The 25,881-nt window shown below is 70.0% G+C and carries 24 protein-coding genes and 1 pseudogene; 10 read left to right on the top strand and 15 right to left on the bottom strand.

Going from position 1 to position 25,881, the window contains the following annotated elements; genetic code table 11:
• Positions 1-50: 50 nt before the first annotated feature.
• Positions 51-764, top strand: coding sequence for a zf-HC2 domain-containing protein (locus tag H289_RS31335; RefSeq protein WP_020103603.1), 714 nt, complete (start codon positions 51-53; stop codon positions 762-764).
• Here H289_RS31335 and H289_RS0125080 read toward each other — a convergent pair.
• Together H289_RS0125080 and H289_RS0125075 are read right to left on the bottom strand one after the other, a co-directional pair.
• Positions 761-1,417, bottom strand: a complete 657-nt coding sequence (locus tag H289_RS0125080) for a DUF5134 domain-containing protein (RefSeq protein ID WP_020103602.1) — start codon at positions 1,415-1,417, stop codon at positions 761-763. The genes H289_RS31335 and H289_RS0125080 overlap by 4 nt on opposite strands.
• Positions 1,414-2,787 carry a PepSY-associated TM helix domain-containing protein gene (locus H289_RS0125075; RefSeq protein WP_020103601.1) on the bottom strand — a complete coding sequence of 458 codons (1,374 nt, stop codon included), beginning with the start codon at positions 2,785-2,787 and terminating at the stop codon, positions 1,414-1,416. Before H289_RS0125075 ends, H289_RS0125080 begins: the two co-directional genes overlap by 4 nt.
• A gap of 113 nt (positions 2,788-2,900) precedes the next feature.
• On the opposite strand from H289_RS0125075, the gene H289_RS0125070 reads away from it, so the two are divergent.
• Complete coding sequence (locus H289_RS0125070) at positions 2,901-4,841, top strand: cytochrome c oxidase assembly protein (protein ID WP_020103600.1); 1,941 nt, start codon at positions 2,901-2,903, stop codon at positions 4,839-4,841.
• 70 nt (positions 4,842-4,911) lie between these two features.
• Here H289_RS0125070 and H289_RS0125065 read toward each other — a convergent pair whose 3' ends face one another.
• Entirely contained in the window at positions 4,912-7,176 is a 2,265-nt protein-coding gene (locus tag H289_RS0125065) for a heavy metal translocating P-type ATPase (protein ID WP_020103599.1), read from the bottom strand.
• A gap of 95 nt (positions 7,177-7,271) precedes the next feature.
• Between H289_RS0125065 and sigC the strand changes: the two genes are divergently transcribed.
• From sigC to H289_RS0125040, 5 genes are all read left to right on the top strand, one after another.
• On the top strand, positions 7,272-7,826 hold the full coding sequence (gene sigC, locus H289_RS0125060; protein ID WP_029105716.1) for an RNA polymerase sigma factor SigC: 555 nt from the start codon (positions 7,272-7,274) through the stop codon (positions 7,824-7,826).
• 71 nt (positions 7,827-7,897) lie between these two features.
• Positions 7,898-8,356 carry a hypothetical protein gene (locus H289_RS0125055; protein WP_020103597.1) on the top strand — a complete coding sequence of 153 codons (459 nt, stop codon included), beginning with the start codon at positions 7,898-7,900 and terminating at the stop codon, positions 8,354-8,356.
• Between the two features lie 28 nt (positions 8,357-8,384).
• Positions 8,385-8,942 carry a DUF5134 domain-containing protein gene (locus H289_RS32055; RefSeq protein WP_020103596.1) on the top strand — a complete coding sequence of 186 codons (558 nt, stop codon included), beginning with the start codon at positions 8,385-8,387 and terminating at the stop codon, positions 8,940-8,942.
• Positions 8,943-8,961: 19 nt separating this feature from the next.
• Complete coding sequence (locus H289_RS0125045) at positions 8,962-9,651, top strand: YcnI family protein (RefSeq protein WP_020103595.1); 690 nt, start codon at positions 8,962-8,964, stop codon at positions 9,649-9,651.
• A 22-nt stretch (positions 9,652-9,673) separates the two neighbouring features.
• The gene (locus H289_RS0125040) at positions 9,674-11,095 is read left to right on the top strand and encodes a copper resistance CopC/CopD family protein (protein ID WP_029105715.1); all 1,422 of its coding nucleotides are present in this window, start codon (positions 9,674-9,676) and stop codon (positions 11,093-11,095) included.
• 15 nt (positions 11,096-11,110) lie between these two features.
• Here H289_RS0125040 and H289_RS0125035 read toward each other — a convergent pair whose 3' ends face one another.
• A complete protein-coding gene (locus tag H289_RS0125035; RefSeq protein WP_020103593.1) occupies positions 11,111-11,605 on the bottom strand; it encodes a polyadenylate-specific 3'-exoribonuclease AS in 495 nt (164 codons plus the stop codon).
• A complete protein-coding gene (locus H289_RS0125030) occupies positions 11,606-12,445 on the bottom strand; it encodes a hypothetical protein (protein WP_020103592.1) in 840 nt (279 codons plus the stop codon).
• 118 nt (positions 12,446-12,563) lie between these two features.
• Here H289_RS0125030 and H289_RS0125025 point away from each other — a divergent pair, with 118 nt between their 5' ends.
• Complete coding sequence (locus tag H289_RS0125025) at positions 12,564-13,829, top strand: glycosyltransferase 87 family protein (protein WP_020103591.1); 1,266 nt, start codon at positions 12,564-12,566, stop codon at positions 13,827-13,829.
• Between the two features lie 165 nt (positions 13,830-13,994).
• Here H289_RS0125025 and H289_RS0125020 read toward each other — a convergent pair whose 3' ends face one another.
• The 5 genes from H289_RS0125020 to H289_RS0125000 all read right to left on the bottom strand — a co-directional run bounded on the left by H289_RS0125020 (position 13,995) and on the right by H289_RS0125000 (position 17,369).
• Entirely contained in the window at positions 13,995-14,696 is a 702-nt protein-coding gene (locus H289_RS0125020) for a lysophospholipid acyltransferase family protein (protein ID WP_020103590.1), read from the bottom strand.
• Positions 14,697-14,783: 87 nt separating this feature from the next.
• Entirely contained in the window at positions 14,784-15,194 is a 411-nt protein-coding gene (locus tag H289_RS0125015) for a hypothetical protein (RefSeq protein WP_020103589.1), read from the bottom strand.
• Positions 15,191-16,444 carry an ArsA family ATPase gene (locus H289_RS0125010; protein ID WP_029105712.1) on the bottom strand — a complete coding sequence of 418 codons (1,254 nt, stop codon included), beginning with the start codon at positions 16,442-16,444 and terminating at the stop codon, positions 15,191-15,193. The genes H289_RS0125015 and H289_RS0125010 overlap by 4 nt, the downstream gene beginning before the upstream one ends.
• Positions 16,437-16,874 carry an SRPBCC family protein gene (locus H289_RS0125005; protein ID WP_020103587.1) on the bottom strand — a complete coding sequence of 146 codons (438 nt, stop codon included), beginning with the start codon at positions 16,872-16,874 and terminating at the stop codon, positions 16,437-16,439. Before H289_RS0125005 ends, H289_RS0125010 begins: the two co-directional genes overlap by 8 nt.
• 105 nt (positions 16,875-16,979) lie before the next feature.
• The gene (locus H289_RS0125000) at positions 16,980-17,369 is read right to left on the bottom strand and encodes a hypothetical protein (protein WP_029105711.1); all 390 of its coding nucleotides are present in this window, start codon (positions 17,367-17,369) and stop codon (positions 16,980-16,982) included.
• 119 nt (positions 17,370-17,488) lie between these two features.
• Here H289_RS0125000 and H289_RS0124995 point away from each other — a divergent pair, with 119 nt between their 5' ends.
• Positions 17,489-19,276: an AMP-dependent synthetase/ligase gene (locus H289_RS0124995; RefSeq protein WP_020103585.1), complete on the top strand. Its 1,788-nt coding sequence runs from the start codon at positions 17,489-17,491 to the stop codon at positions 19,274-19,276.
• A gap of 78 nt (positions 19,277-19,354) precedes the next feature.
• On the opposite strand, the gene H289_RS0124990 is transcribed toward H289_RS0124995, so the two are convergent.
• The 4 genes from H289_RS0124990 to H289_RS31325 all read right to left on the bottom strand — a co-directional run bounded on the left by H289_RS0124990 (position 19,355) and on the right by H289_RS31325 (position 22,869).
• Positions 19,355-20,491, bottom strand: a complete 1,137-nt coding sequence (locus tag H289_RS0124990) for a glycosyltransferase family 4 protein (protein ID WP_029105710.1) — start codon at positions 20,489-20,491, stop codon at positions 19,355-19,357.
• Between the two features lie 18 nt (positions 20,492-20,509).
• Complete coding sequence (locus tag H289_RS33810) at positions 20,510-21,019, bottom strand: hypothetical protein (protein WP_020103583.1); 510 nt, start codon at positions 21,017-21,019, stop codon at positions 20,510-20,512.
• A 290-nt stretch (positions 21,020-21,309) separates the two neighbouring features.
• Entirely contained in the window at positions 21,310-22,476 is a 1,167-nt protein-coding gene (ripC, locus tag H289_RS0124980) for a peptidoglycan hydrolase RipC (protein WP_029105708.1), read from the bottom strand.
• Positions 22,477-22,629: 153 nt separating this feature from the next.
• Entirely contained in the window at positions 22,630-22,869 is a 240-nt protein-coding gene (locus H289_RS31325) for a hypothetical protein (RefSeq protein WP_231388123.1), read from the bottom strand.
• Positions 22,870-22,952: 83 nt separating this feature from the next.
• On the opposite strand from H289_RS31325, the pseudogene H289_RS32645 reads away from it, so the two are divergent.
• Positions 22,953-24,815: pseudogene (locus H289_RS32645) on the top strand (DEDD exonuclease domain-containing protein); the annotation flags it as partial.
• Here H289_RS32645 and trpD read toward each other — a convergent pair.
• Positions 24,753-25,856 carry an anthranilate phosphoribosyltransferase gene (trpD, locus tag H289_RS0124965; RefSeq protein ID WP_051128598.1) on the bottom strand — a complete coding sequence of 368 codons (1,104 nt, stop codon included), beginning with the start codon at positions 25,854-25,856 and terminating at the stop codon, positions 24,753-24,755. The pseudogene H289_RS32645 and the gene trpD overlap by 63 nt on opposite strands.
• Positions 25,857-25,881 lie beyond the last annotated feature (25 nt).

Raw genomic sequence — 25,881 nt, 5'->3', positions numbered from 1 at the left:
ATTCGGGACCACCGGGAGAAAACCTGGCCCGGTGCGCGACTATTGACGATGTGGAGTGCGAGATTGCCCGGGAGGCGCTGTCCGCGCGCATGGACGGCGAGCACGAACCCGTCCCCGCGCGCCGCGTCGACGAGCACCTGGCGTCCTGCCCCGAGTGCCGGCAGTGGCACGACGAGCTGGACAGCCAGATGCAGCTGCTGCGCGGACTGATCGCCGCCGACCGCACCCGGATCACCACGGTGGCGGACACGGTCTCGCCACCCGCCCTTCCCGAGACCCGCACCGGCCTCGACTGGCTGCGCATCGGCCTCGCGGTGGTGGGCACCATCCAGATCGTCCTGGCCGTGCTGCAGGCGGCCGGCGTCAGCATCGGCGTGCACGTCGGGCACACCATGGGCGGACACGTGGTCAACGAGTCGACGGCCTGGTCCGTCGCCCTCGGCGTCGGCATGCTGGTCGCCGCCGCCCGGCCTGCCGCGGCGATGGGCCTGGCAATCGTCGGCGGGGTCTTCACCCTCGTACTCACCGGCTACGTCGTCGTCGACGGGCTGACCGGCGCGGTCGGTGCGGTCCGCATGTTGAGTCATCTGCCGGCGCTGGCCGGCGTGGTGCTGACCGTGCTGGTGTGGCGCCGCCATGCCGGCGAGCCCCCGCGGCCGGACCGCGACGCGGCACCCACACTCGACGACATCACGCTGCCGGACAACGCCTCCCGCGGCCGCCGCCGGGGCCACTTGTGGCCGACCGACGGCAACGCGGCCTAGACCATCACGCCGAACATGATCGCCATGCCGGCCGCCGCCATGGCCTGACACGCCACGGCGAACCACAGGCGGGCCGGGGCCTCGGGGCGCTCCTGCCGCAGCGTGAAGTAGCGGATGGCCCACCACAACGCGGCGATCCCGAACAACGCTGTGACCGCCCAGTTCACGGCGTCGACCCACGCCGACGGGTGCCCGCAACCACCCATCGGTCCCGCATGCGCCGTCGTCCCGGACATGTCCATGCCCGGCATGGACGGCATCGAGGACGCCGGCTGCGACGCCTCGGCAGCGGTTCCGGCGCACTGCCCGGGCAGCACTTGCCCGTCCATCACGGCGTACATCCACCCCATCGCCAGCATCATCACGGCGTGATAGCCGTCGGCCACCCGATGGCCGGAGCGCACCACCAGGAGGACGGCGAACCAGCCGGCCGCCAGCAGGAAGAACACCAGCGGCGGCCGGTTGGGCACGCCCATCCCGGCCGGCCACGCCATGACGAGCATCGCCACGGCCATCACCAGGTGCAGCGCGCGGCTGGTCTGGTCGGCCCACGTCCGGTTCTCACGGGCCGTGACCAGCGCGTACACGCACTGCGCCGCGCTCAGCAGGAACAGCCCGGTGACGAGCAACCGGAGCCAGATGTCGGCGATCACCGCATCACCTGCCGCCGCCGGCGCCAGCCCAGCGCCACGTCGACCGCGACGAACAGGGCCAGCGTGAGGCCGAACAACGGGGCGAAGCACCCGACGCCGCCGAGAACCAGCACCAGCAGCGCCGCCTCGTAGGGCCGCAGCGCCGACAGCGCACCGCGCCGCTGCCCGGTCGGCAGGGTGAAACCGGCGCCGCGGGTCGGCCGCCGTCGCCACCACATCCGGTACCCCAGCACGATCGCGACGATCATCGCGAGGGCGACCGCGATCAGCACCAGCTGGTTGACGAGGCCGAACAGGACGCCCATGTGCAGGTCGATCACCCAGTCGGTCATCTTGGCCATCAACGGCCACTCGGCGAAGTCCAGCCGCGCCGTCACCGTGCTCGTGGCGGGATCGACGACGATCGCGTCGTACTGCGTCGGCCAGTCGCGCTTGCGTTCGGCGACCTGCCAGCCCTGGCCGGCCGTCGTCGGCGGATACATCCACATCGGTGTCCGCAGGTGGGCATCGTGGGCGACCTGAAGCGCCGTGTCGGCGCCGCGCAGCGCGGTGGCCTCGTCGAGCGTCGCGCCGGCGGCCTGCCCCGGCAGTGCGGTGTCAACGGACGGGCTGGTCCAGCTGAGCTGCGTCCGCAACTGGGCGACGTTCTCCCCCGCGAACCGCGACCACGTCATGCCCGAGACCGCCAGCAGCGCCACCGCCGCGAGAATCCAGACCCCGAGGGTGCCGTGCCACGACAGCAGCCGGCGCCGCCCGGTCGCCCGCACATCGGGGACGACGAGCCGGCGCGGCTCGCCCCTCGTGTGCCCGATCCACAGCAGCAGGCCCACGCCGGCGATCACCCACGACCAGCTGGCCGCCAGCTCGCTGTAGTTCCGGCCGAAGGCCCCGAGGTGCAGGTTGCGGTGCAGTTCGTCGAACCAGGCCCGCACCGGCAGCCACTGGCCGTAGGTGGTCAGGGCGCCGCGGACCGCGCCCGTATACGGGTCGACGAACACCGTGCGCGCGTAGTCGGCGGGGACGTCGTCCACCGCGAGCGTCACCTGCGTCGTCTCGTCCGGCGCGGCCGGCGGCCGGATGCTGGTGACGGTGCCCTCCGGGTGCGCGGCACGGACGGCCGACAGCTGGGCAGCCAGCGGCAGCTCCCGGTCGCCGACGTGGTCGACGGTGAGTTCGTGCCGGTACACCGCGCTGTCGATCTGCGGGATCACCGCGTACAGCAGCCCGGTGACGGCGGCGATCAGGATGAACGGCGCGACGAACAGGCCGGCGTAGAAGTGCAGCCGCAGCAATGCCGGGCGGAAGCGCTTCCACGCCGACGGATCGGACGCGACGGCGACGTCCGATTCGGGCAGTTGGGTGTGGCTCACAACTTGTATTGGTCGGCCCGCGGCGCCAGGAGTTCCTGCGCCCGGAAAATTTCTACGACACCTGGTCGTAGACTGGGCGTGATCAGTTCTTCAGGTGGAAGGCCGGTATTTCGATGGGCTCGGACCGGGCCGGCAGGATCACGCTGCCACTGTTGGGTTATCTGGCCGCGGTCGCCGCCTTGGTCACCTACGCGCTCATCTCGGGCGACCAGCGCTTCGTCGCCACGGGCGACAGCTACCCCGGCACGTTCACCTCTGTGGCCGAACCGGTCGGCTACTTCACGGCCACCATCGCCGCCGCGATCTGCCTCGGTGGCCTGCTGTACGTCGTCACCACCGCGCGACCCGACTCCAAGGGCGTCATCGACCCGCTGTCGTTCCGTATTCACCTTGTGCTGGAACGGGTTTCACTGGTCTGGCTGGCGGCTTCGGCGTTCATGGTCGTGGTGCAGGCGGCGACCGATGCCGGTGCCCCGGCACTGCGACTGGTGGAGAGCGGCCGGCTCGGTGAGGCCATCGGCGCGTCCGAGATGGCCCGCGGCTGGATCGTCGCCACCCTGTGCGCCGCGGTCGTGGCGCTGACGCTGCGGTTCAGCGTGCGGTGGATCGCCATGGTCGTGCTGTTGCTGCCGAGCGTGATCGGCGTCCTGGCGCTGCCGGTGACCGGCAACGCCAGCGAAGGGCCTGACCACGACTACACGACCAGTGCGGTCATCGTGTTCGCAGTGGCGCTGGCGGTGCTGGCCGGCACCAAGATCGCCGCCGTCATCAGCCCGCCGGCCGCCGACCTCTACCGGCGGGTGCTCATCATCCAGGTGGCCTGCGGCACTGCGGCCCTGATCTACGGCGTGCTGCTGCTCGCCGAACAACTCGGCCCCACTGGGCTGACCGGCAGCGCCTACGGGCGGTGGGCCATCGTCGCCGCGATCGCGCTGGCCGCGTCGTGGATCACCGATGCCGCGGCACTGCGCCGCGCCAAGCCGTCCCGGCTGGCCACCTGCCTGCCCGCGATCACCGCGCTCGCCGCGGTGTCCGCCATGGCGGTACAGACCGCACCGCGCCTGTTGCACCACCAGTACACGACGTGGGACGTCTTCCTCGGCTACGAGCTGCCCGACCCGCCGAATGTGGTTCGGCTGCTGACGGTCTGGCGGTTCGACACGTTCATCGGCATCGGCGCGATCGCGCTCGCCGGACTGTATGTCTACGCCTACCTGAAGCTGCGTCGCCGCGGCGACGAGTGGCCCGTGGGCCGGTTGCTCGCGTGGCTGATCGGCTGTGCGGCACTGCTTTTCACCAGCAGCTCGGGCGTGCGGGCCTACGGCTCGGCGATGTTCAGCGTGCACATGGGCGAGCACATGACGCTCAACATGTTCGTCCCGGTGCTGCTGGTGCTGGGCGGCCCCGTGACCCTGGCGCTGCGCGCCCTGCCCCCGGCCGGCGAGGGCGCCCCGCCCGGGCCCCGCGAATGGATCCTGTGGCTGGTGCACTCGAAAGTGACGGCCGCCCTGTCGAATCCGATCGTGGCGTTCGTGCTGTTCGTCGCGTCGCTGTACGCGGTGTACTTCACCCCGATCTTCAACACGCTCGTCCGCTACCACTGGGGCCACGAGTTGATGAGCGTGCACTTCCTGTTGGTCGGCTACCTCTTCTACTGGGGCATCATCGGCATCGACCCAGGCCCGAAGCGCCTGCCGTTCCTGGGCCGGCTCGGATTGTTGTTCGCGGTCATGCCTTTTCACGCGTTCTTCGGTATCGCGACCATGACCATGACCGACACCATCGGCGGGCCGTTCTACAAGTTCGTCGGCCTGCCGTGGCTGTCCAGCATCGGCGCCGACCAGCACCTCGGCGGCGCCATCGCGTGGGGTTCGAGCGAACTGCCGGTGATCCTGGTGGTCATCGCCCTGGTGGCGCAGTGGGCGCGGCAGGATCGCCGCGCGGCCTCCCGCGCGGATCGGCACGCCGACGCTGACTACGGCGACGGCGACGACGACCTGGATGCCTACAACGCCATGCTGCGTGAGCTGGCCCGCCAGCGCGGCCAGCAGTAACCCCAGTCCCGACGTCAACCAGTGATTTGTGCACGATTTTCCGCGTCACGCGCGGAAAATCGTGCACAAATCACTTGAAGTTGCGCAGCCGCAGGCTGTTCGACACCACGAAGAACGACGAGAAGGCCATCGCCGCGCCCGCGATAAGCGGGTTGAGCAGCCCGGCCGCCGCCACCGGGATGGCGGCGATGTTGTAGCCGAAGGCCCACACCAGGTTCATCTGGATGGTGCGCATGGTCGCCTTGGCCAGGTCGAGGGCCTGCGGCACCGAATCCAGGCTGTCGCGGACCAGGATGATGTCGGCGGCGCCGATCGCGACGTCCGTGCCACGGCCGATGGCCAGACCCAGATCCGCACAGGCCAGCGCCGGGCCGTCGTTGATGCCGTCACCGACCATCGCGACCATGCGGCCGCGGTCGCGCAGCTGCTGGATGACGTCGACCTTGCCGTCCGGCAGCACATCGGCGATGACGTCGTCGATCCCCACGGCGGCACCCACCGCGGCAGCGGCCGCCGGGTTGTCGCCGGTCAGCAAGATGGTCTTCAGCCCACGCTCGTGCAGCGCCGCGATGGCGCCCGCCGCCGATTCGCGCACCGCGTCGGCGACCGCGATGGCACCGCACAGCTCGTCGTCGACGGCCACGAAAACCACTGTCTCGCCGCGGGATTCGGCGCCGCGCCGCGCTTCGGCGAGGGCCGCGGGCACCGCCGCACGGCCGGCCGCCCACGACGGCTTGCCGATGCGCACCTCGCGCTCCCCCACGGTGCCGACGACGCCGCGGCCGGGAACAGCCTGGAAATCAACGACTTCCGCATGCTCGGGCGCCGACGTGGTGATGGCCACCGCGACCGCGTGCTCGGAAGCCGACTCCACCGCCGCGGCGAGGGCCAGCACGTCGTCGGACTCCCAACCGTCGGCAGCAGTGACCGCGGTGACGGCCAGGTGCCCGGTGGTCAGGGTGCCCGTCTTGTCGAAGACGACGGTGTCGACGGCCCGGATCGCCTCGAGCGACCGGTGTCCCTTGAGGAAGATGCCGAGTTGCGCGCCGCGTCCGGACGCCACCATCATCGCCGTCGGCGTGGCCAGACCCAGCGCACACGGGCACGCGATCACCAGGACCGCCAACGCGGAGGCGAAAACCTTGTCGGGACCGGCGCCTGCCAGGGTCCAGCCCAGCGCGGTCAGTGCGGCGATGGCGAAGACGCACGGTACGAACACCGAGGCGATGCGGTCGGCCAGGCGCTGCGACTCGGCCTTCTGCGCCTGCGCTTCCTCGACGAGCCGCACCATGCCGGCGAACTGGGTGTCGGCGCCGACGGCCGCGGCCTCCACGATCAGGCGTCCGTCGAGGACGATCGTGCCGCCGATGACGCTGCTGCCGGGCGTCGCCCGGACCGGCTTGGCCTCGCCCGTCATCACGCTGGTGTCGACGGCGGCCGAGCCCTCGACCACGAGTCCGTCGGCCGCGATCGTCTGACCGGGCCGCACCACGAACTTCTGCTGTTCGGCGAGCTCCTCGGCGGGGATCACCATCTCGGTGCCGTCGGCGAGCAGGATCGTGACGTTCTTCGCGCTCAGCGCCGCGAGCGCCCGCAGCGCACTGCCCGCCTTGGACTTGGCGCGGGCCTCGAAATAGCGGCCCGCCAGCACGAACACCGTGACGCCGGCCGCGACCTCGAAGTAGATCGCGTCACTGCCGACCAGGGCCTGCCAGATGCCGGTGGCCTCGGTGGCGTGGTGTCCGAAGAAAACCGTGTAGAGCGACCAGACCGTGGCCGCGGACACGCCGACCGAGATCAGGGTCTCCATGGAGACCGCGCGATTGCGGGCATTGCGCAGCGCGACGCGGTGGAACGGCCAGGCGGCCCACGTGACGACCGGCAGCGCCAGCGCGGTGAGCACCCACTGCCAGCCGGTGAAACGGGTGCTGGGGACGACGGCGAACATCACCGACAGATCGGCGAGCGGGACGAACAGCACCGCGGCCACCAGCAGGCGGCGCAGCAGATAGTTGGCGTGCGAGAGGTCCTCGTCGTCGCGGTCGCCGGCGATCACCCCGGAGCGGGGCTCGGCTTCGTAGCCGGCTTTGCGGATCGCGTCGCACAGATCGGAATCGGCAACCTCGGGAAGGGCGTCGACCGTGGCGACGCGGGTGCCGAAGTTCACCGAGGCGCGGACACCCGGCATCTTGTTGAGCGTCCGCTCGACCCGCGCGGAGCAGGCGCCACACGTCATACCGGTCACATCGAGCTGCACCCGGCGCGCGGCCGCACTGTCGTCGGTGGTTGCGGCAGCGTCGACCGCGCTGCCAACCACTGTGCTGGCCGTCATCATCCTCCTATTGTCCCCGGCGGAGCCGAGGTACCCAAAAACATTGGTCGGACGTGCCCGGCTGTGAGTTCCCGGCACTCGTCACATATGGTCGGGCCGTGAACAGCCGCGGCGACGACGACGAGGTGACCCGCCTGGCACTGGCGGCCGGCCGGGGCGATCGCGCCGCATTGGAGCAGTTCATCAAGGCTACCCAGCGCGATGTCTGGCGCACCGTCGCCTATCTCGACGAGCCCGGCAGCGCCGACGACCTGACGCAGGAGACCTACCTGCGCGCCCTCGGCTCACTGCCCCGGTTCCGCGGCCGGTCGACGGCCCGCACCTGGCTGTTGTCGATCGCCCGCCGCGTCGTCGTCGACCACATCCGGCGCAAGCAGTGCCGGCCGCGCAGCAGCGCCGCCATCGAGCCCGAGACCGTCATCGACATGCACCAGCCGACCGCCCGGTTCGAGGACATCGTCGAAATCCGCATGCTGCTCGACGGTGTCGACGCCGACCGCCGGGAAGCGCTGCTGCTGACCCAGGTGCTGGGCCTGTCGTACGCCGAGGCCGCCGAAATCTGCGGCTGCCCCGTCGGCACCATCCGCTCCCGGGTCGCCCGGGCCCGCGACGACCTGCTGCGGGCGGGGAACCAGGACCAGAGCGCGGGCTGACCGCGGAACCCGGGCCGCCACTTGTCCGACCAACTCTGCGAAACTGGTCTACAGACTGAACGGAGTTCGGCTTGTCCACCCGCCACGCGATCGACCTCGAGCACACCCTGAGCGCCATCGGGCGCCGGGTGTTCGACGAGGTCTGGATCGGTCCTGCCCGCCGCTACCCCACCGCCGTCGCGGTCGTCGTGCTGGCGGTGTCGGCCGGGGTCAGCTGGTCGGAATCGCATCGGTGGGTACTGAAGGTCGTCGCCATCCTGTTCACCCTGGCCGCGATTGCATCGGCAACAGCGCTGTGGCGCAAGCGGTTTCGCGTGTGTTGCGCGGCGCTGTACCTGTCGGGCGTGGCCACGGCCGCCGGGTTCGGCGCGGTCTGGTGGTGCCAGACGTCACCCGCGAGGGTCGCGGTGTGGTGGCCGCTGGCCGGTTTCGTCGCTGCCGCGGTGCTGGCCGTCTGCTGGCTGGGCGTGGTGCTGACACCGTTGGAGCGGTCCCAGCCCGACATGCGGTTCAAGCCCGCCGGGAACTGAATCCCCTTTCCGTACGACTAATGACAGCGTGATCGCCGATTCCGCCCTGCGCTGGGCGCTGACTGCCGTGTTCGCGGTGGCCGCGCTGCTGTTCGCGGGCGCCGGGCGGCGCGTACCCGGACAACGCGGCGTCGCGGTGCTGCATGCGCTGGCTTCGGTGGGCATGATCGCGATGCTGTGGCCGGCCGGTATGCAGGTGTCGCCACTGCTGTACGTGCTGGTGTTCACCGCCGGCGCGCTGTACTTCGCCTACCTCGCCTTGTTCGGCTTCGAGCTACCGCACCCCGTCTACCACTGCACCATGATGGCCGCGATGGCACTGATGGGCCTGCTGATGGCGCCGAACGCCGGCGTCCCCGTGGCGACAGCTCAAACCTCCGGTCACCACAGCGCCCACCTCGGTCACGGCGCCATCGCCGTGACTCCCCCAGGCTGGTTCACCGTGGTCTGCATCGTGCTCGCGATCGGATTCTGCGCCGCCGCGCTGTGGTGGTTCTACCTGCTGGTGCGCGGGCCGAAGCGCCCGTACGCCGACCTGCTCATGGCGCTCGGCATGAGCGTCGCCTTCGCTGTCATGGCCGTCTGACCCCTCTCGAAAGGACAACATGCCCAAGCTGATCCAGACCCTCGCCGCCGTCACCGCGACGACGGCCTGCGCCGTCGCTCTGGCCGCACCGGCCGCCGCCCACGTCAAGGTGACCGGCGACGCCACCCAGGGCGGCTGGGGCGTGCTGAACTTCCGCGTGCCGACCGAGTCGGACACGGCGTCCACCACCGGCCTGTTGGTCGTGCTGCCCGACGACCAGCCGATCATCTCGGTCAGCACGCAGCAGAAAGCCGGCTGGACGGCCACCATCACCAAGAAGAAGCTGCCCGCCCCGCAGAAGGACGACGACGGCGCCGAGGTCACCGAGTACGTCTCGTCGGTCGAGTGGAAGGCCACCGCGCCGGACGCGCCCATCCCGCCGCACCAGTTCAACGTCTTCGCCATCTCGGCCGGCCCGCTGCCCAAGGTCAACACACTGACGCTGCCCGCGGTCCAGACCTACAGTGACGGCAAGACCGTCAACTGGAACGAGAAGGCCAACCCGGGCCAGCCCGAGCCCGAGCACCCGGCGCCGGCCCTGCACCTGAAGCCCACCGGTGGCGGCGACCACGACCGGCCCGCGGCCGCGGCTCCGGCTGCCGCGGCGCCGACGTGGCCGGGCCTCACGGCGCTGGCCGTGTCGGTGGTCGCGTTGCTGGTGGCGATCGCTAGCCTGGCAGCCTCCCGACGAAAGACGAGTCACGACTAGAAAACCCAGACCGGTCGCAGCGCTGCTCGCGGCTCTGCTCGCGCTCCTGCTGCCGGCTCCCCTCGCACACGCGCACGCCGTCCTGGTCTCCAGCGATCCGGTGGACGGCGCCACCCTGCCGGCCGCGCCGAGCCGGGTCACCTTGAGCTTCGATGAGCCGGTTCGCCTGATTCCCGGTGCGGTCCAGGTGATTTCGGGCTCCGGCACGCGGGTCGATCGGGAGGTCCGGCAGCGGTCGGGCAACACCGCCATCGAACTGGACCTGCCGCCGGACCTGCCGCGCGGCAGCTACACCGCGACGTGGCGGCTGATGTCGGCCGACGGGCACGAGGTGTCCGGGTCGGTGAGTTTCGGTGTGCAGCAGGCGCCGGACGCGCCGCCGGAGGCTCATCCGGTCGCCTCGTCGTCGACAGCGTCGGACATCGCCCGCAGTCTCACGTACGCCGGCCTGGTGCTGTGCGTCGGCGTGCTCGCGGCGGCCCGGCTGGTGTGGGGGTGGGCGCTCGCGTTGCGCCGCACCCGCGTGCTGGCCGGCATCGGCTGGCTGCTGCTGGCCGCCGCGACCGTCATCAACGCCATCACCACCGGACCCGACGTCCAGCTCTACGTGCAGGCGGTTCTGCTCGTGCTGCTCGCCGCGACGGTGCGCGCCGGTACCGCGCTGTTCGTCGTCATCGCGACGGCGCTCGCGGCCGGTGTGGCCGCGTCCGGGCACGCCTCGGCCGGCCCCGACCCGTGGCTCGCCACTTCCGCCACCACCGTCCACCTGCTGGCGATGGCACTGTGGCTGGGCGGGCTGGCTGTGCTGACGCTGGTGGTCCTGCCTGCCCGTCGCAGCGACGAGCTGCAACGGTGGTCCCGGGTGGCCTTCGGCTGTGTCGCGGCGGTCCTGCTCACCGGCGAGTACCAGGCCTGGCGGCAGGTGTCGCCGATCGAGTCACTGTGGTCGACCGGCTACGGAATGGCCTTGTGCGCCAAGGTTTTCCTGGTGACGCTCATGGCCGCCCTGGCCTACCTCGGGCGGCGCCGGCTCACCCCGGAGCGGCTGCGTCGGACCGTACCGTGGGAAACCGCGCTCGCGGTGCTGGTCTTGCTCATGACCACGGTGCTCACCGGCGAGCCGCCCGCCCGCACCACCTACGGCCCCGCGTTCACCGCCTCCGCGGCGCTCGATGAGGGCCGGCAGGCGCAGGTGCATCTCGACACCACGCGGCACGGCGCCATCCCGATCGATGTCGCGGTGCCCGGTGCCACCGGGCTGCGGGGCACCCTCTCGAGTGCCGAGATCGCTTCCCTGCCGGTGCGTTTCACGGCGGGTCCCGACGGTCGCTGGCACAGCACCTACGCCACCGCGCCGCGGCCGGGACTGTGGACGCTGCAGCTGACGGTCCAGTTCGGCCCGAACGACGCCACCGTCACCAGCGTGCCGTTCCGCGCCTGGTGAGCCGGCCCCGCTGAGTTACCGGGGCGCCGTCATCATCTCGGCGATCAGCCGGTAGCGGTGCAGGTTGTGGCGCGCGTCGACCAGCGCGTCGTGGGAATCGCGCGGCCGCGGTGGCATCCGCGGGCTGCCGCAGTCCTCCCAGAACTGCCGCAGTTCGCGGGTGAAGCGCGGCATCGCCGGCGGCAGGTCGGCCATCGGCCCCCACAGCTGGCACAGCACCACGTGGTCGTACGCCCCGACCCAGGCCCACAGCTCGATCGGCTCATCACCGTCGATGTTGAAGAAGTCCTCCAGCTCGGACCGGATCTGCCGCCGCGAGCGCCACACCTTCGATGACGGCGACGGCAGCTTCGGCAGCACGTTCTTGCGCACCCAGGAACCCGCCCGGTCCGGGTCGAACTCCGAGGAGACGGCGTAATACTCGCGCCCGTCCTCGGCGGCCACACCGATCGAGATCAGGTCGATGGTGCGACCGTCGTCGATGAACTCGGTGTCGTAAAAAAACTTCATTCAGGCAACCTCGGTCGGCGTTCGGTCCGGCGGCGCGGGTGCCGCGTGGATCTCGCGGTCGAGCTGTTGGTCCACGGCCGCGTCGTCGGGAAACTTTGGCATACCGGCGATCGCATCCTGTAACCACAGCTTCGCCCGCACCACCGGCCGGCGTAGCCACCGCTCGCGTTCCAGCGCTTTGTGCATCTTGCGCGGCCGGCTCGTATACCGCCACCGGGCCCACGGCGCGTGCGGTCGCGAGAGCCGGATTGCACCGATGACCAGCAGCGGTGTGATGAACATCCCAATCAGACCGGTCCACACCTTGCCCTTGAGCAGCACGATGACGGCCATCGCCAGCGTGATGAGGGCCAGCGCCACGACCATGACCCGGGCCGCCACGTCCTGATCGTCACGCCACACGGTGATGTCGAAGAACGACAGCGGGTTGAACCCCAGGATCAGCAGCCCGGCGACCGCGATCGCGACGAACACCGCGTCGACCGAGGTACGGCCATCCTCGGCCCAATACACGTCCGACAGATGCAGGATCAACGCGAACTCGTCCAGGACCAGGGCCGCGCCGATGCCGAAGAAGATTGCCGCCACGGTGAATTCGGTGACGCCGCCGTCGACCGCCAGCGTCACCATCGTCACGCCCGACACCATCACCAGCACCACGCCGATCACCGCGTGATGGATGTGCAGGCCGCCGTGACCGATGTTGCGCGGCTGCCACCACTTGCGCGGCGCCGGATTGTCGGCGTGGGCCCGGATGTAGCGCACCACGGTCCGGGTCACGAAAAACGTCAGGATGAACGCAATCAGGCACCACAACAACGGCAGCCGCCCACTGGACACGAACTCCGTAGGCAAGGGCGACCGCACGGTGAAAAAACTTACGCCCGGGTATGCGTGTCACTGCCCCGCAGGGCGCCGACGCGCCGGGCCCCCCGATAGGCTGTCCGGCGAGATGCGTATGGGAACTTGGTCGTGGCCCGCCTCCGGTCAACGGCTGGCCTGGCGGCTGTTGCAGTTGCTGGCCACGTTGACGTTGGTATGGGGCGCCTGGCGACTGCTGGGTCATACGCCGTACCGGATCGACATCGACGTGTACCGGATGGGCGGCCGCGCCTGGCTGAACAACACGCCGCTGTACAGCGAGAGCACGATCTTCCGTACCGAGGCCGGCATCGACCTGCCGTTCACGTACCCGCCGCTGGCCGCGATCATGTTCGCGCCATTCGCCTGGCTCCCCCTGCCTGCGGCGAGCGTGGCCATCACCGTGACGACGTTCGTGTTGTTGCTGGTGTCCATCGTGATCGTGCTGACCCGGCTGGACGTCTGGCCGCAGTCGCGCCTGCGCGGCTCGGCCCTGGCCCGCCGCTGCTGGCTGGCCGTCGCGATCGTCGGACCGGCCGTGCTGTTCCTCGAACCGGTGCGGTCCAACTTCAACTTCGGCCAGATCAACGTCGTCCTCATGACGCTGGTGATCGCCGACTGCGTCCCCCGCCGCACGCCGTGGCCGCGCGGGCTCCTGCTCGGCGTGGCGATCGCCCTCAAGCTGACCCCGGCCGTGTTCCTGCTGTACTTCCTGCTGCGCCGCGATTTCCGCGCGCTGCTCACCACGGTGGCGTCGTCGATCGTGGTCACGCTGATCGCCTTCGCGCTGGCGTGGGGCGACTCGTGGGAGTACTGGACCAAGACCGTGCGCAACACCGACCGCATCGGCACCGCGACGCTGAACACCAACCAGAACATCTCCGGCACGCTGGCGCGGTTCGGGCTGTCGGCGACGCCGCGGTTCGTGCTCTGGGTTCTGCTGTGCTTCGCGGTGCTGGCTCTGACGGTGTGGGCGGCCCATCGGGTGCTCCGCGCGGGCCAGCCGGTGCTGGCCCTGATGTGCGTGGCGATGTTCGGCCTGGTGGTGTCGCCGGTGTCGTGGTCGCACCACTGGGTGTGGGCCCTGCCGACCATGGTGACCATCACCGTCGTCGCCTACCGGGAACGCAGCGCCGCCCTGGCCGCGGTGAGCGCGCTCGGTGCGTTCCTGCTGGTCTTCACTCCGATCCGGCTGCTGCCCGAGCACCACGAGGTCGACGCGACGCTGTGGCGTCAGGTGATCGGCAGCTCGTACGTGTGGTGGGGGCTGGCCGTCATCGCTGCGGCGGGCACCGTCACCGGCCGCGGCACGCCGTCAGCCGACGCGGCCGAGCACGTCGCGCCGGTCTCGGCGACGAACTGACCGTGGCAGGGACCCGGCCGGCGCGGCCGTAACCCCACGGCGGTCCGAGAGCCGATTTTCCGCCACCGCGTTACGTTGGCGGAGCCGCGCGCCGGCTGTGGGAAATCACGAAAGCCGAGGACTGCCGCCTGGTGACGATGGCAATCCTCGGCTTCAGCGTTCTGTTCAGCCGGCTTTGATCGCGGGCGGCGGCGTCTTGCCCTCTTTGACGTCGGCCGCGTACAGGTCGACGTACTCCTGGCCGGACAGCCGCATCAGCTCGTACATGACCTCGTCGATTACGGCGCGCTCGATGAAGCGGTTACCGGCCAGCCCCTCGAAGCGGCGGAAGTCCATCGGCTTGCCGAACTTCACCTCGACGCGCGCGAAGTGCCACATCTTGCTTCCCGGCGGGTTCACGACGTCGGTATTGATCATGGCGACGGGAATGACGGGGATGCCGGTCTCCAGCGCGATGCGGGCCAGGCCGGTCTTGCCCTTGTAGAGCTTGCCGTCGGGCGAGCGCGTGCCCTCGGGGTACATGCCGAGCAGCTTGCCCTGGTCGAGGATCTTGGCGGCGGCGGCCAGCGCGTCGGCGGCGGAATCGGCGTTGGTGCGGTCGATCGGCACCTGGCCGGTCGACGAGTAGAAGAACTTGATCAGCTTGCCCTTGATGCCGGTACCGGTGAAGTACTCGGCCTTAGCCAGGAAGAAGATCCGGCGGCGCAGCACCAGCGGCAGATAGAAGCTGTCGACGACGGCCAGGTGGTTACTGGCCAGCAGAACAGGCCCCTCGTCGGGAACGTATTCCAGCCCCGTCACTTTCGGACGGCCCAGCAGGCGCAGCAACGGGCCCATCAAGATGTACTTGTAGAACCAGAAGAACATCGAACCTCCCGCTGAGGGCCCCCGGACGGTGCCCCCGACAACTTTACCCACCGACTGTCGGCCCGACCACAGCCCGCAGCGGACTGGTCATTCCTCCACAGATACCGGAATGGACTGGTATCGACCCGGCCCTGGTGGGCCGTCCGGATCGTCGGGCTGGCGGTGCTTGCCACCGGGACCGGACGGGTCCGTCGGCGGCTCGGGGTGCGGGCCGACGGGTCCCTGGTCGGCGAGCGCGGCACGCACCGCGTCGAGAAAAGTCGTGCTGTGTTCGGCGATGGCCGTCAGCATCGGATGCTGTTCGTCGTGGGCCAGGGCGACCAGTGCGCACACGGGGCACCACACCTGGTTGCAGTCGCTCGGGTTCTCGCCGTCGGCGAGCATGGCCACGGACAGCCGGACGACGGGATCGATCTTGTCGAGGAGCGCCTGGGCCAGCAGCCGCAGGTCCACTGGTAGGTCGCCCAGAGCGTCCGCCCCGAAATTGGTGTGCGTCACTTGGGCCACACCTCCGGGTCAGGGCGAAAACGGACGGTCAGTTCACAGCCGCGCAACGACGCGCCGATCACGATGCACCGGCGCAGGACTGATGCCAACGGGACCCGGCGCCTAGTGCCACCCGAGCCGATGATCAGGTCGTCGTCGACGCGGCCCAGCGTCAGAGACCCCGGGTCGATTTGCGGCAATTCTATCCGCAGCCGGTAGACGGCATCCAATCCTGAGCCCGATTCGCGGTCGACGATGGGGCGCGGGGGCGCGGGCGGCGGGGCGCCGTGCCGCAGCCGTGACGCATCCAGCAGCTCCCCCAGCGCCTTCGGCCCGATGGGCTCGCCGGCCAGGTGCGGCACCAGCACCAGACGTACGTCGCCGACGGCGGCATCCAGGTCGCTGAGCATGCTGCGCTGCTCGGCGATGCGCTCGGCGTACCAGTCGAAGGCCGGGTGCGCGGGCAGGTTCACGTACTCGTACGAATCATCTTGGACCAGAACCTGATTCACGATCAGCTCCGACACGTGCACGCCCATCAACGTGAGCGACGCCAGCGTCCGCACCGCCTCGGCCACCACCACCCGTTCCGGGGTGAGCACCAGGTGCGCGGTGACGTCCGGCTGGTCGAGCAACTCCCCCAGCGCCTCGGTGGCGGCGGCGAGGCGCTCGACGAGGGTGACCATGGCGGCCGTCTTCGCATCGGCCAGGCCGACCGACAGGCGCCGGTGCCGCGGCCAGGCCTTCTCCAGATACAGGGCGAACGCGGCGGGCAGCGTCAGCATCCGCATCGCATCGGCGGTCGAGGCGCAGTCGACGATCACGTGGTCCCAGTTGCCCGACGCCGCCAGCTCGGCGACCTCGTGCAGACCCAGCACCTCCTGGATCCCGGGCAGCGCCGAAAGTTCCTCGGGTGCAACGTCTCCCACATCGGAGTCCGGGAACCGGGCGACCAGCACCGCGGCCACCTCACGCCACCGCGCCTCCAGCAGCGCCAGGGTGTCGAGCGCCAGGGCATCGAGCACGACGCCGGCGCCGTCGTCGACGGGGACCTGCGTGGGCGTCCGCAGCCCGGTCGGCGGGACGTCCGCCCCGAGCACGTCACCGGTGGAGTGGGCCTGGTCGGTCGACACGATGAGGACCCGCTGCCCGGCACGGGCATCACGCACCGCGGTGGCCGTGGCCACCGTCGATTTGCCTACTCCACCCTTACCGACGAACAGACTGATCCTGGCACGCCCAGCAGGGTCCGCGTCACTCAGACTCGACTCGCTTCTTGAGGTCCTTGAGCGCCGTGTCGGTCAGCCGGCGCTCTGCCTTGCGTTTGAGCAATCCGATCATCGGAATCATCAGATCAACCGACAGTTCGTACGTCACCTCGGTGCCAGAACCCTTGGGCGACAAGCGGTATGTGCCTTCGAGCGCCTTCAGCAGGGTGCTGGACACCAGGGACCAGCTCACCGACTTGCGGTCGGCGGGCCACTGGTACGTGAACACCATGGTGTCCTTGAGCACCGTGGCGTCGAGGACCATCCGCGCGGTCTTCGGGTAACCGTCGGCGTAGACGTCCAGGACCTCGGTCTCCGGGTACTCGGCGACCCAGTCGGGATATGAGCCGATGTCGGCGATGACGTCCATCACGGTCGCCGGGTCGGCGTCGATGTAGATGGTCTGCGCAGTCTTGTCAGCCACGTGTCCACTTCCCGAGTTGACGATGCCGGCGCGGGCGTCAGACGCCCGTCTGCCGAGTTCTCAATGTACCGCCAGCGCCCGGCCCTGGCCGGGCGATACCGGGCCTCAGGCCAACCGGGACACGCCCACCGGGCGCGTCCGCTCGAGATCGGTCTTGATCTCGAAAGCCATGTTCTTGCCGGCCACCCGGCGACGGTGGTTGAGGTCCGCCAGGTTCAGCTCGGCCAGCGCGGCACCGGACACGCCCGTCGGCTCGGCGTGCAGGAAATAATGCAGCACGACGCCGTCCATGACGGTCTCCAGCCAGACCTCCATGGTCCCGGTCAGTGCACCGGTGACGGTCCACCGCTGCCCCGCCGGACCGCGGTCTTCGACGACCGTCAGCTTGAGGTCCGGCCACCAGCGCCGCCAGCTGCTCTGGTTCGCCACGGCGGCACCGACGGCGGCGGGGTCGGCACACACGAAGGTCTCGTCGGCGATCTGGATGCTGTTCATCAGGACCAGCTTCACATACGCCTCCACAGTGTGATGAAGCACCCGACTACGCTGAGCACGGCATTGCTGTCACGGCACTGCTGCCAGTACTGCTTTGCTCTGACCCGAAAGGCCACACCGTGCGTGAGTTCAGCGTTCCCGCATCGTTCACCATCGGCGAATACGACAACGTCGTCGCCCCGGTGTACTCCCTCGAGCGCGATGACCCCAAACACGTAGCCATCCAGCGCCTGGTCGGAGACACCTGGACCGACGTCACCAGCGCCGACGTTGCCGCCCAGGTCCGGGCCACCGCCCTCGGCCTGATCGCCAAGGGCGTCAAGCCCGGCGACCGCGTGGTGCTGCTGTCGGCGACCCGCTACGAGTGGCCGATCATCGACTTCGCGATCCTGTCGATCGGCGCGGTGACGGTGCCCATCTACGAGACCTCCGCCGCCGACCAGATCCGCCACGTGCTGGCCGACTCCGGCGCCGTCCTGGCGTTCGCCGAGGCCGACTCCCACGCCGCCAAGATCGAGTCCATCCGGTCCGAGGTGCCCGCGCTCGGTGAGGTGCTGGTCATCGACGGCGGCGCCCTCGATCAGCTGGCCGCGGCCGGCGCCGACGTCGACCGCGCCGAGCTGGACGCCCGCCTGGCCGGCATCAAGTCGAGCGACCCGGCCACCCTGATCTACACCTCCGGCACCACCGGCCGCCCCAAGGGCTGCCAGCTGACCCACGCCAACCTGCTGTCGGAGCTGCGCGGCGTCAAGGCCTGCTTCCCCGACCTGCTGGCCAAGGGCCAGAAGCTGCTGGTGTTCCTGCCGCTCGCGCACGTGCTGGCCCGCGCGGTCGCGGTAGCCGGCTTCAGCAACCAGGTGACCCTCGGCTTCACCAGCGACATCAAGAACCTGGTGCCGATCCTCGGGGTGTTCAAGCCGACGCTCGTGGTGTCGGTGCCGCGCGTGTTCGAGAAGGTCTACAACACCGCCGAGCAGAACGCCCGCAACGACGGCAAGGGCAAGATCTTCCAGATCGCCGCGGACACCGCAATCGAGTGGAGCAAGGCGCAGGACACCGGTGGTGCCGGCCTGCTGCTCAACCTGAAGCACACCGTGTTCGACAAGCTGGTCTACGGCAAGCTCAAGGCCGCCCTCGGCGGCAACTGCGTCGGCGCCATCTCCGGCGGTGCCCCGCTGGGCGCCCGCCTCGGCCACTTCTACCGCGGCGTCGGCGTCACCATCTACGAGGGCTACGGCCTGACCGAGTCCAGCGCCGCCATCACCGTCAACCGCATCGGCGAGTTGAAGGTCGGCACGGTGGGCAAGCTGGTGCCCGGCAACAGCATGCGCATCGCCGAGGACGGTGAACTGCTGCTCTCCGGCGGCGTGGTGTTCAGCGGCTACTGGAACAATCCCACTGCCACCGGCGAGGCCTTCACCGACGAGTGGTTCCACACCGGTGACCTCGGCGCCATCGACGACGACGGCTACCTGTCGATCGTCGGGCGCAAGAAGGAGATCATCGTGACCGCGGGCGGCAAGAACGTCGCCCCGGCCCCGCTGGAAGACGTCATTCGCGCGCACCCGCTGATCAGCCAGGCCATGTGCGTGGGTGATCAGGAGCCGTTCATCGCCGCGCTCATCACCATCGATCCCGAGGCGTTCGAGGGCTGGAAGCAGCGCAACGGCAAGGACGCCGGCGCATCGGTGGGTGACCTGGCCGCGGACCCGGCGCTGGTCGCCGAGATCCAGAAGGCCGTCGACGACGCCAACCAGACGGTGTCCAAGGCCGAGGCCATCCGGAAGTTCCGGATCCTGCCGGTCGACTTCACCGAGGACACCGGCGAGCTGACGCCGACGCTGAAGGTCAAGCGCAAGGTCGTCGCCGAGAAGTTCGCGGCCGAGATCGCGGCGCTCTACAGCTAGACGATTCCTCGCGAGCAGACGTAAAACTGTCGTTTTACCAAGCGAAAACGACAGTTTTGCGTCTGTTCGGCGGAGGAACTAGAGCAGCTCCGAAAGCCGCTCGCCCTTGAGCTTCCACTGCCAGTTGTCGACGACGAACTGACGGCCGGCGGCGCCCATCGCAGCAGCCAGGTCGGGATTGGCCAGGACGTCGATGATGGCGGCGGCGATGTCTTCGACGTCGCGACCGTCGACCACATGGCCGGTCTTGCCTTCCACGACGGTTTCCGGTGCGCCGCCAGAGTCACCGGCGACCACCGGCACGCCGCACGCCGAGGCCTCGAGGAAGACGATCCCCAGGCCTTCGACATCGAGCCCGTTGCCCCGGGTCCGGCATGGCATGGCGAAGACGTCGGCCATGGCATGGTGGGCCGGCAACTCATCGCCGGGCACCCCTCCGGTGAACACCACGTGGTCGGTGACGTCGTAGCGCCGTGCCAGCTTCTGCAGATCGTCGCGGTACGGCCCGTTGCCGACGATCACCAGCGCGGCACCGTCGATCCGTTGCCGGATGACGGGCAGCGCCCGGATCAGCATGTCCTGTCCCTTGCGTGGCACCAGTCGTGACAGGCAGACGATCACGGGCCGCTGCCCCAGCCCGTACCGGGCGCGCAACTCGGCCCGGGCCACCTCGTCGGGGACGAAGCGGTCGACGTCGACCCCGGGCGACAGGTATTCCAGCGCGGCGTCCGGCCCGAACGCCGCGGCGAACCGGTTACGGGTGTAGTGACTGACGAAGGTCACCACGTCGGTGTTGTTTCCGATGTGCCGCAACGCGTTTCGCGCGACGGGCAGCATCGACCAACCCACCTCGTGCCCGTGCGTGCTGGCGACCACGCGGGTCGCCCCGGCATCGCGGGCCAGCGGGGCCAGCAGCGCCAGCGGCGCGGCGGCGCCGAACCACACGGTGTCGATGTCGTGCTCGGCGATGAGGCGGCGCATCCGCAGCGCGACGGTCGGTTCGGGCACCATCAACGTCGTCGGGTGGCGGACCACCTCGTACCCGGCGGCCCCGGCGGCCTTGTCGTATTCCGGGGCGCCCTTCCACTTCGGGGCGTACACCGTCAGCTCGTGCGAACCGCGGACGAGCAGCTCACCGACCAGACTCTCCAGATACGACTGGATGCCGCCGCGGCGCGGCGGAAAATCGTTGGTCAACAGCAGCACCCGAGACATCGCGGTCAGGCTATCGCGTCAGCCGCCGGCCGCGAGCCACCGCTGCCACGCGGCGGTCAACGCGTCGCGATCCGTGCCGAGGGTGGCGGTCAGCGCGGTGTCGAGGTCGGGATGTCCGGCGCCGCACGCCGCCAGGTACAGCCGGCGCAGGACTGGATCGCCGAACTGCGCGCCCACGAACCGGGCGAACCACCAGGCGCGGTCATACGCCAGCGACAGCGCCGGCCCGGTGACCTGGAAGTCGGCGTTGGTGGGCAGCACCGCCATGGCGGCCGGCGCCGGCCGCGGGGTGCGCGGGCGGCTGACGTAGTCGGCGACGCCCTCGGTGAGGCACCACGGCGCGTCGGCCGCCGTCACGGGCCGGGAGGCGTAGTGGAAAAGCTCGTGGCGCAACACGATTCGCAGTGCGCCGGGACCCATCGCGGCGGCGCCGGGCGCGAATACGATGCGGTCGACGGTGGTGGCCGCGGCGAACTCTTCCTTCCCGCCGGCCAGCGCCCGGAACTCCTCGTCGGTGCCGGTGGTCACGATGGTGATCTGGCGGCGCCAGTCGTCGCCCCAGAATGCGGTGACCGCGGCGACCGCGCCGTCGAGTTCCGCGGTGATGCGTCCCGGCAGCGTCGAGCCGGGGTCGAGGACCAGGAGTTCAGCGGTCCGGCCGTCGGCCAGCCGGATGTCGGTCGGCGCCGTCGGTGCGGCGAGCGGCGGTGCCGTGGCCCGCGACGGGGCGGCCTCGTTGTCGGGACCGCGGTTCAGTACGACGGCCGCGGCGGCCGCTTCCGCGGCGAGAAGGCCGAGGACGGCCCGTCGGGAGAGGCTCAGTAGCGACGCACGTTGTAGATCGGCGCGTTGTCGACCGGCGCCACCCGCACGGGCACACCGAACGTCGATGCGTGGACCATCATGCCGTCGCCGATGTAGATGCCCACGTGCGAGGCGTCGGAGTAGTAGCTCACGACGTCGCCGGGCTGCATCTGGTCGCGCGACACCGCTTGGCCACCGGCGGCCTGCGCGTAGCTCGAGTGCGGCAGCGAGATGCCGGCCTGCTGGAACGCCCACATCACCAGGCCCGAGCAGTCGAACTGGCCGGGACCGGCGGCACCCCAGACATACGGGTCGCCGATGCGGGTCAGAGCGGCCTGCACCGCGATGGCGCCGGCAGCGGTGCCGCCACCGTTGTCCGACGGTGCGGGCAGCCCCTCGACAGGCGGGTTCGGGCCGGCCGCGTTGATGGACGGGTCCTGGCCGGGGGCCGGCGGAACCGCGTCGGGGTTCTGCGGGAGACCGTCGGGGGCGGGGGCGGGCGGCGCGGCAGCCGGGGCCGGCGGCAGGGCCGCCAGCGCCTGCCGCTGGCTCGGCGTCAGCGCGGTGTAACGGGACTTGACGATGGCGATCTGCACCTGCAGCTTGCTTTGCTTGGACTGCAGATCGGCACGAACGGCGGCGGCCTGCTCGGCCGCGGTCTTGGCTTCGGATGCCGACTTGGCCGAGTCGGCCTCGGCCTTCGTGGCGGAGTCGGAGGCGCTGTGGAAGTTGGCCATCTGCGCGGCCATCTCACCGGCCATCACACGCTGGACCGAGAGCTGGTCGATCAGGCCCTGCGGGGAATCGGCGGTAAGGATGGCGTCGATGCCGTCGGTACGGCCGCCCATGTACTGCGCTGCAGCAATCTTGTCGACCGAGTCCTGGTAGGTAGCCAGGTCGTTCTTGGCGACTTCCGCGGCGGCAGCGGCGGCCTCGTGCTTGGAGTCGGCGGCCTTCGCGGCAGCCAGCTTCTTGTCCAGATCGAGCTGCGCGGCGTGCATGGCCTCGGTGGTCTGTTCCGCCTGGCGCGAGAGCTCGTTCAGCTTTGCTACGGCGTCGTCGGCCGGATCGGCCATGACGTTGCCCGCAAACGCACTACCAAGTATGGTGAGCCCCGCGATCGCACCGGCTACTGGTCGTTTAAGACTGCATATGGTGCGGTGTGTGCGGTGGAGACTCAAGATTTCGCGTCCTTCAACTGCGGGTTCGAGCCGCTTCGAACTCAGTGAGGTCTCGAATAGGTTACGAAACGGCATCGGCGTTGTCCAACGGGAATGGCCAATCTATCAGCCCGTCCCCCGATCCCGTTAACCAGCATCACAATGTGAGGGTCGTCACGCTACGCCCGCAGCGCTTGACTCGCCACCGATGTCGTCTTTCGGCCTGCCGATGGGAACCAACCGCAACCGCGGCGCCATGCCGGCATCGGCGAGCACCTCCAGCGCGCGGCGCTCGTCGTCCATCAATGTCTCGGGCACGCCCAGCAAAACACTGACCACGCAGTCACCGCAGCCGGGACCGCGTACCGCGCAGTCGTCGCAGTCGATCTTGACCGGCCCGTTGTCGAACTTCATCTCTGACTCCTTCATCGGTTGAGGCGCACGCTAGCGACGTCCACCGACAAAAAAGTGCGGGTGATCAGCAACCGGATAACGGAATGACATCGATGGGATTTCTTGTCGGTGCCGGCCCCTACTGTCACGTCATGGGCTCCGGCAGCGCCACCGACCAGTTGGCTTTCGACCTCGACGAGGCGTTGCTGCGCGACACCACATTCGTGGTCGTCGACCTGGAGACCACCGGCGGCCGGGCCCGGGCGGACGACACCGGAGGCGGCTGGGACGCCATCACGGAGATCGGCGCGGTCAAGGTGCGCGGCGGCGAGATCATCGGCGAACTGGCCACCCTGATCGACCCGGGCCGCGCCATCCCGCCGCAGATCGTGCAGCTGACCGGGATCACCACGGCCATGGTCTGCGACGCCCCGCGCATCGAATCCGTGCTGCCCGCATTCCTGGAGTTCTGCCGCGGCGCCGTCCTGGTCGCCCACAACGCGGGCTTCGACATCGGCTTCCTCCGGGCCGCGGCCGAGCGGGCACAGCTGCCCTGGCCCAACCCACCGGTGCTGTGCACCGTCAAGCTGGCCCGCCGGGTACTGACGCGCGACGAGGCGCCGAGCGTGCGGCTCTCGGAGCTGGCCCGGCTGTTCCGCGCCACCACCACACCCACACACCGCGCCCTCGACGACGCCCGCGCGACCGTCGACGTGCTGCACGGGCTGCTCGAGCGCATCGGCAACCAGGGCGTGCACACGCTGGCCGAGCTGCGCGGGTATCTCCCGGACGTCACCAGGGCGCAGCGCCGCAACCGCAAGCTCGCCGAAGCACTGCCCAGCTCCCCCGGCGTCTACCTGTTCCGCGGTCCGTCCGAAGAGGTGCTGTACGTGGGCACCGCGGTCGATCTGCGCCGCCGGGTCCGGCAGTACTTCACCGGCGCCGACCCCCGGGCCCGCATGAAAGAGATGGCATCCCTTGCCATCCGCGTCGACCACGTCGAGTGCGCCCACGAGCTCGAGGCCGGGGTGCGCGAACTGCGGCTCCTCGCCGCGCACGCGCCGCCCTACAACCGGCGCTCGAAGGCCCCGCACAAGTGGTGGTGGGTGGTGCTCACCGACGAGGCCTTCCCCCGGTTCAGCGTGGTGCGCGCACCACGACACGACCGGGCGGTCGGCCCGTTCCGGGCGCATGCCGACGCCGTCGACGCGGCGCTGCTGCTGGCCCGCTTCACGGGCGTGCGGACCTGTACGACGCGGCTGGCGCGGGCCGCCCACCACGGGCCGCAGTGCCCGGAGCGGGAACTGTCGCCATGTCCGGCGCCGCGCGGCATCACCGCAGGCGCCTACGCCGAATTCGCCGACCGGGCCGCGGAAAACATTGCCGGCGTTGATGATTCCGCACTCTGCACGGCACTGAAACACATCGACGACCTGGCTGCCGAGGGTCGTTTCGAGACCGCGGCGCGGCTCCGCGACCATGCCGCGACCGTCATCGACGGACTGTGGCGTGGTCAGCGTCTGCGCGCCCTGACCGCACTGCCGGAGCTGGTGGCGGCCCGGCCCGACGGCGCCGGCGGCTGGCACCTCGTCGTGGTCCGGTACGGCCAGTTGGCAGCCGCCGGCAATGCGCCGCGGCGCGTCCCCCCGATGCCCGTCGTCGACGCGATATCCGCTGCGGCACAGGTGATCCTGACGTCGGAACGGCCACTGGGCGGTGCGCCCGTCGAGGAGGTCGCGCTGATCGTGCGCTGGCTGGCCGCGCCCGGTGTGCGCATCGTGCGCACCGATTCCGGCACGGCGTCGGAGGCCGGCTACTGCCTGCCGATCACCGCGGCCGGACGGTGGGCCGAGTGGGCCGCCACCGCCCGGTCGGCCCGGGCGGCAGCGCAGCAGGCGGAGCGGTCAGACCTTCTGGGTGAACCGAGCCCACCGCGCGAGCAGCTGCTCGGCCGCGCCCGAATCGATCGCCTCGGTGGCGCGGGCCAGACCCCGCTCCCACGCCGGCACCCACTGGGCGTCGCTGGATAGGCCGGCATGAGCCACCATGGCCCCCGCGGCGTTGAGCACCACGGCATCCCGGACCGGACCCTTCTGGCCCGCGAACACCGCCCGCACCGACTCCGCATTGGCCTTGGCGTCACCGCCCCGCAACTCGCTCAGGTCGGCGCGCGCGAAACCGAACGCCTTCGGGTCCAGCGTCAGCCGCTCGACGGTGCCGGCCTGCACGCGCCAGATGGTGCTCGTCGTCGTGGTGGTCAGTTCGTCGAGCCCGTCGTCGCCGTGCACAACCAGGACGCTGGAACCGCGCGCGGCGAACACCCCGGCCATCACCTCGGCCAGCTCCGCCCAGGCGCAGCCGATGAGGCCGGCGCGCGGCATCGCCGGATTCGTAAGGGGCCCCAGGAGATTGAAGACCGTCGGTACCCCGATCTCCCGGCGTACGGAGGACGCGTGCCGGTAGGACTGATGGAACTGCGGAGCGAAGGCGAACCCGATGCCCACCTCGGCGACCGAGCGGGCCACGTCACCCGGAGACAGGTCGATGCGGACGCCCAGGGCCTCCAGGGTGTCGGCGCCGCCGGACAACGACGACGCCGCCCGGTTGCCGTGTTTGATCACCGGCACCCCGCACGCGGCGACGACGATCGACGCCATCGTGGAGAGGTTGACGGTGTTGGAGCCGTCCCCACCGGTCCCCACGATGTCGACAACGTCATTGCCGATCGCGGCGAGCGCGTCGGCGGGCACTTTTCGGGCGTGTCGCAACATCACATCGGCGAGTTCGGACACCTCCGCAGAGGTGGGTCGCTTCATCTTCATCGCAATGGCGAATGCAGCGATCTGCGCCGGGGTGGCAGTACCCGTCATGACCTGGTCCATTGCCCACCCCGCCTGACCCGCGGCAAGGTTCTGGCCGGTGGTCAACCGGCCCAGGATCTGGGGCCACAGGGGCCCGTCGGTGGTCGGTTCCTGATGAGGATCGGTGGTAGGCACGGACCCGATTATGGCCAATGTCGGCACCCGGGTGGAG

This window comes from Mycobacterium sp. 360MFTsu5.1 (assembly GCF_000383495.1).
GTDB lineage: Bacteria > Actinomycetota > Actinomycetes > Mycobacteriales > Mycobacteriaceae > Mycobacterium > Mycobacterium mucogenicum_B.
Note: the sequence above shows the minus strand (reverse complement) of the source record. Positions and strands in the feature narration are given on the sequence as shown.

Bases quoted from the DNA above. Each gene is read 5' to 3' on its own strand.
- H289_RS0125025 (WP_020103591.1), top strand. From the start codon at position 12,564: ATGGGAACTTGGTCGTGGCCCGCCTCCGGTCAACGGCTGGCCTGGCGG.
- H289_RS0124990 (WP_029105710.1), bottom strand. From the start codon at position 20,491: ATGTCTCGGGTGCTGCTGTTGACCAACGATTTTCCGCCGCGCCGCGGC.
- H289_RS0125070 (WP_020103600.1), top strand. From the start codon at position 2,901: ATGGGCTCGGACCGGGCCGGCAGGATCACGCTGCCACTGTTGGGTTAT.
- H289_RS0125000 (WP_029105711.1), bottom strand. From the start codon at position 17,369: ATGAACAGCATCCAGATCGCCGACGAGACCTTCGTGTGTGCCGACCCC.
- H289_RS0125045 (WP_020103595.1), top strand. From the start codon at position 8,962: ATGCCCAAGCTGATCCAGACCCTCGCCGCCGTCACCGCGACGACGGCC.
- H289_RS31325 (WP_231388123.1), bottom strand. From the start codon at position 22,869: ATGAAGTTCGACAACGGGCCGGTCAAGATCGACTGCGACGACTGCGCG.
- H289_RS0125020 (WP_020103590.1), bottom strand. From the start codon at position 14,696: ATGTTCTTCTGGTTCTACAAGTACATCTTGATGGGCCCGTTGCTGCGC.
- H289_RS0125035 (WP_020103593.1), bottom strand. From the start codon at position 11,605: ATGAAGTTTTTTTACGACACCGAGTTCATCGACGACGGTCGCACCATC.
- H289_RS0125065 (WP_020103599.1), bottom strand. From the start codon at position 7,176: ATGATGACGGCCAGCACAGTGGTTGGCAGCGCGGTCGACGCTGCCGCA.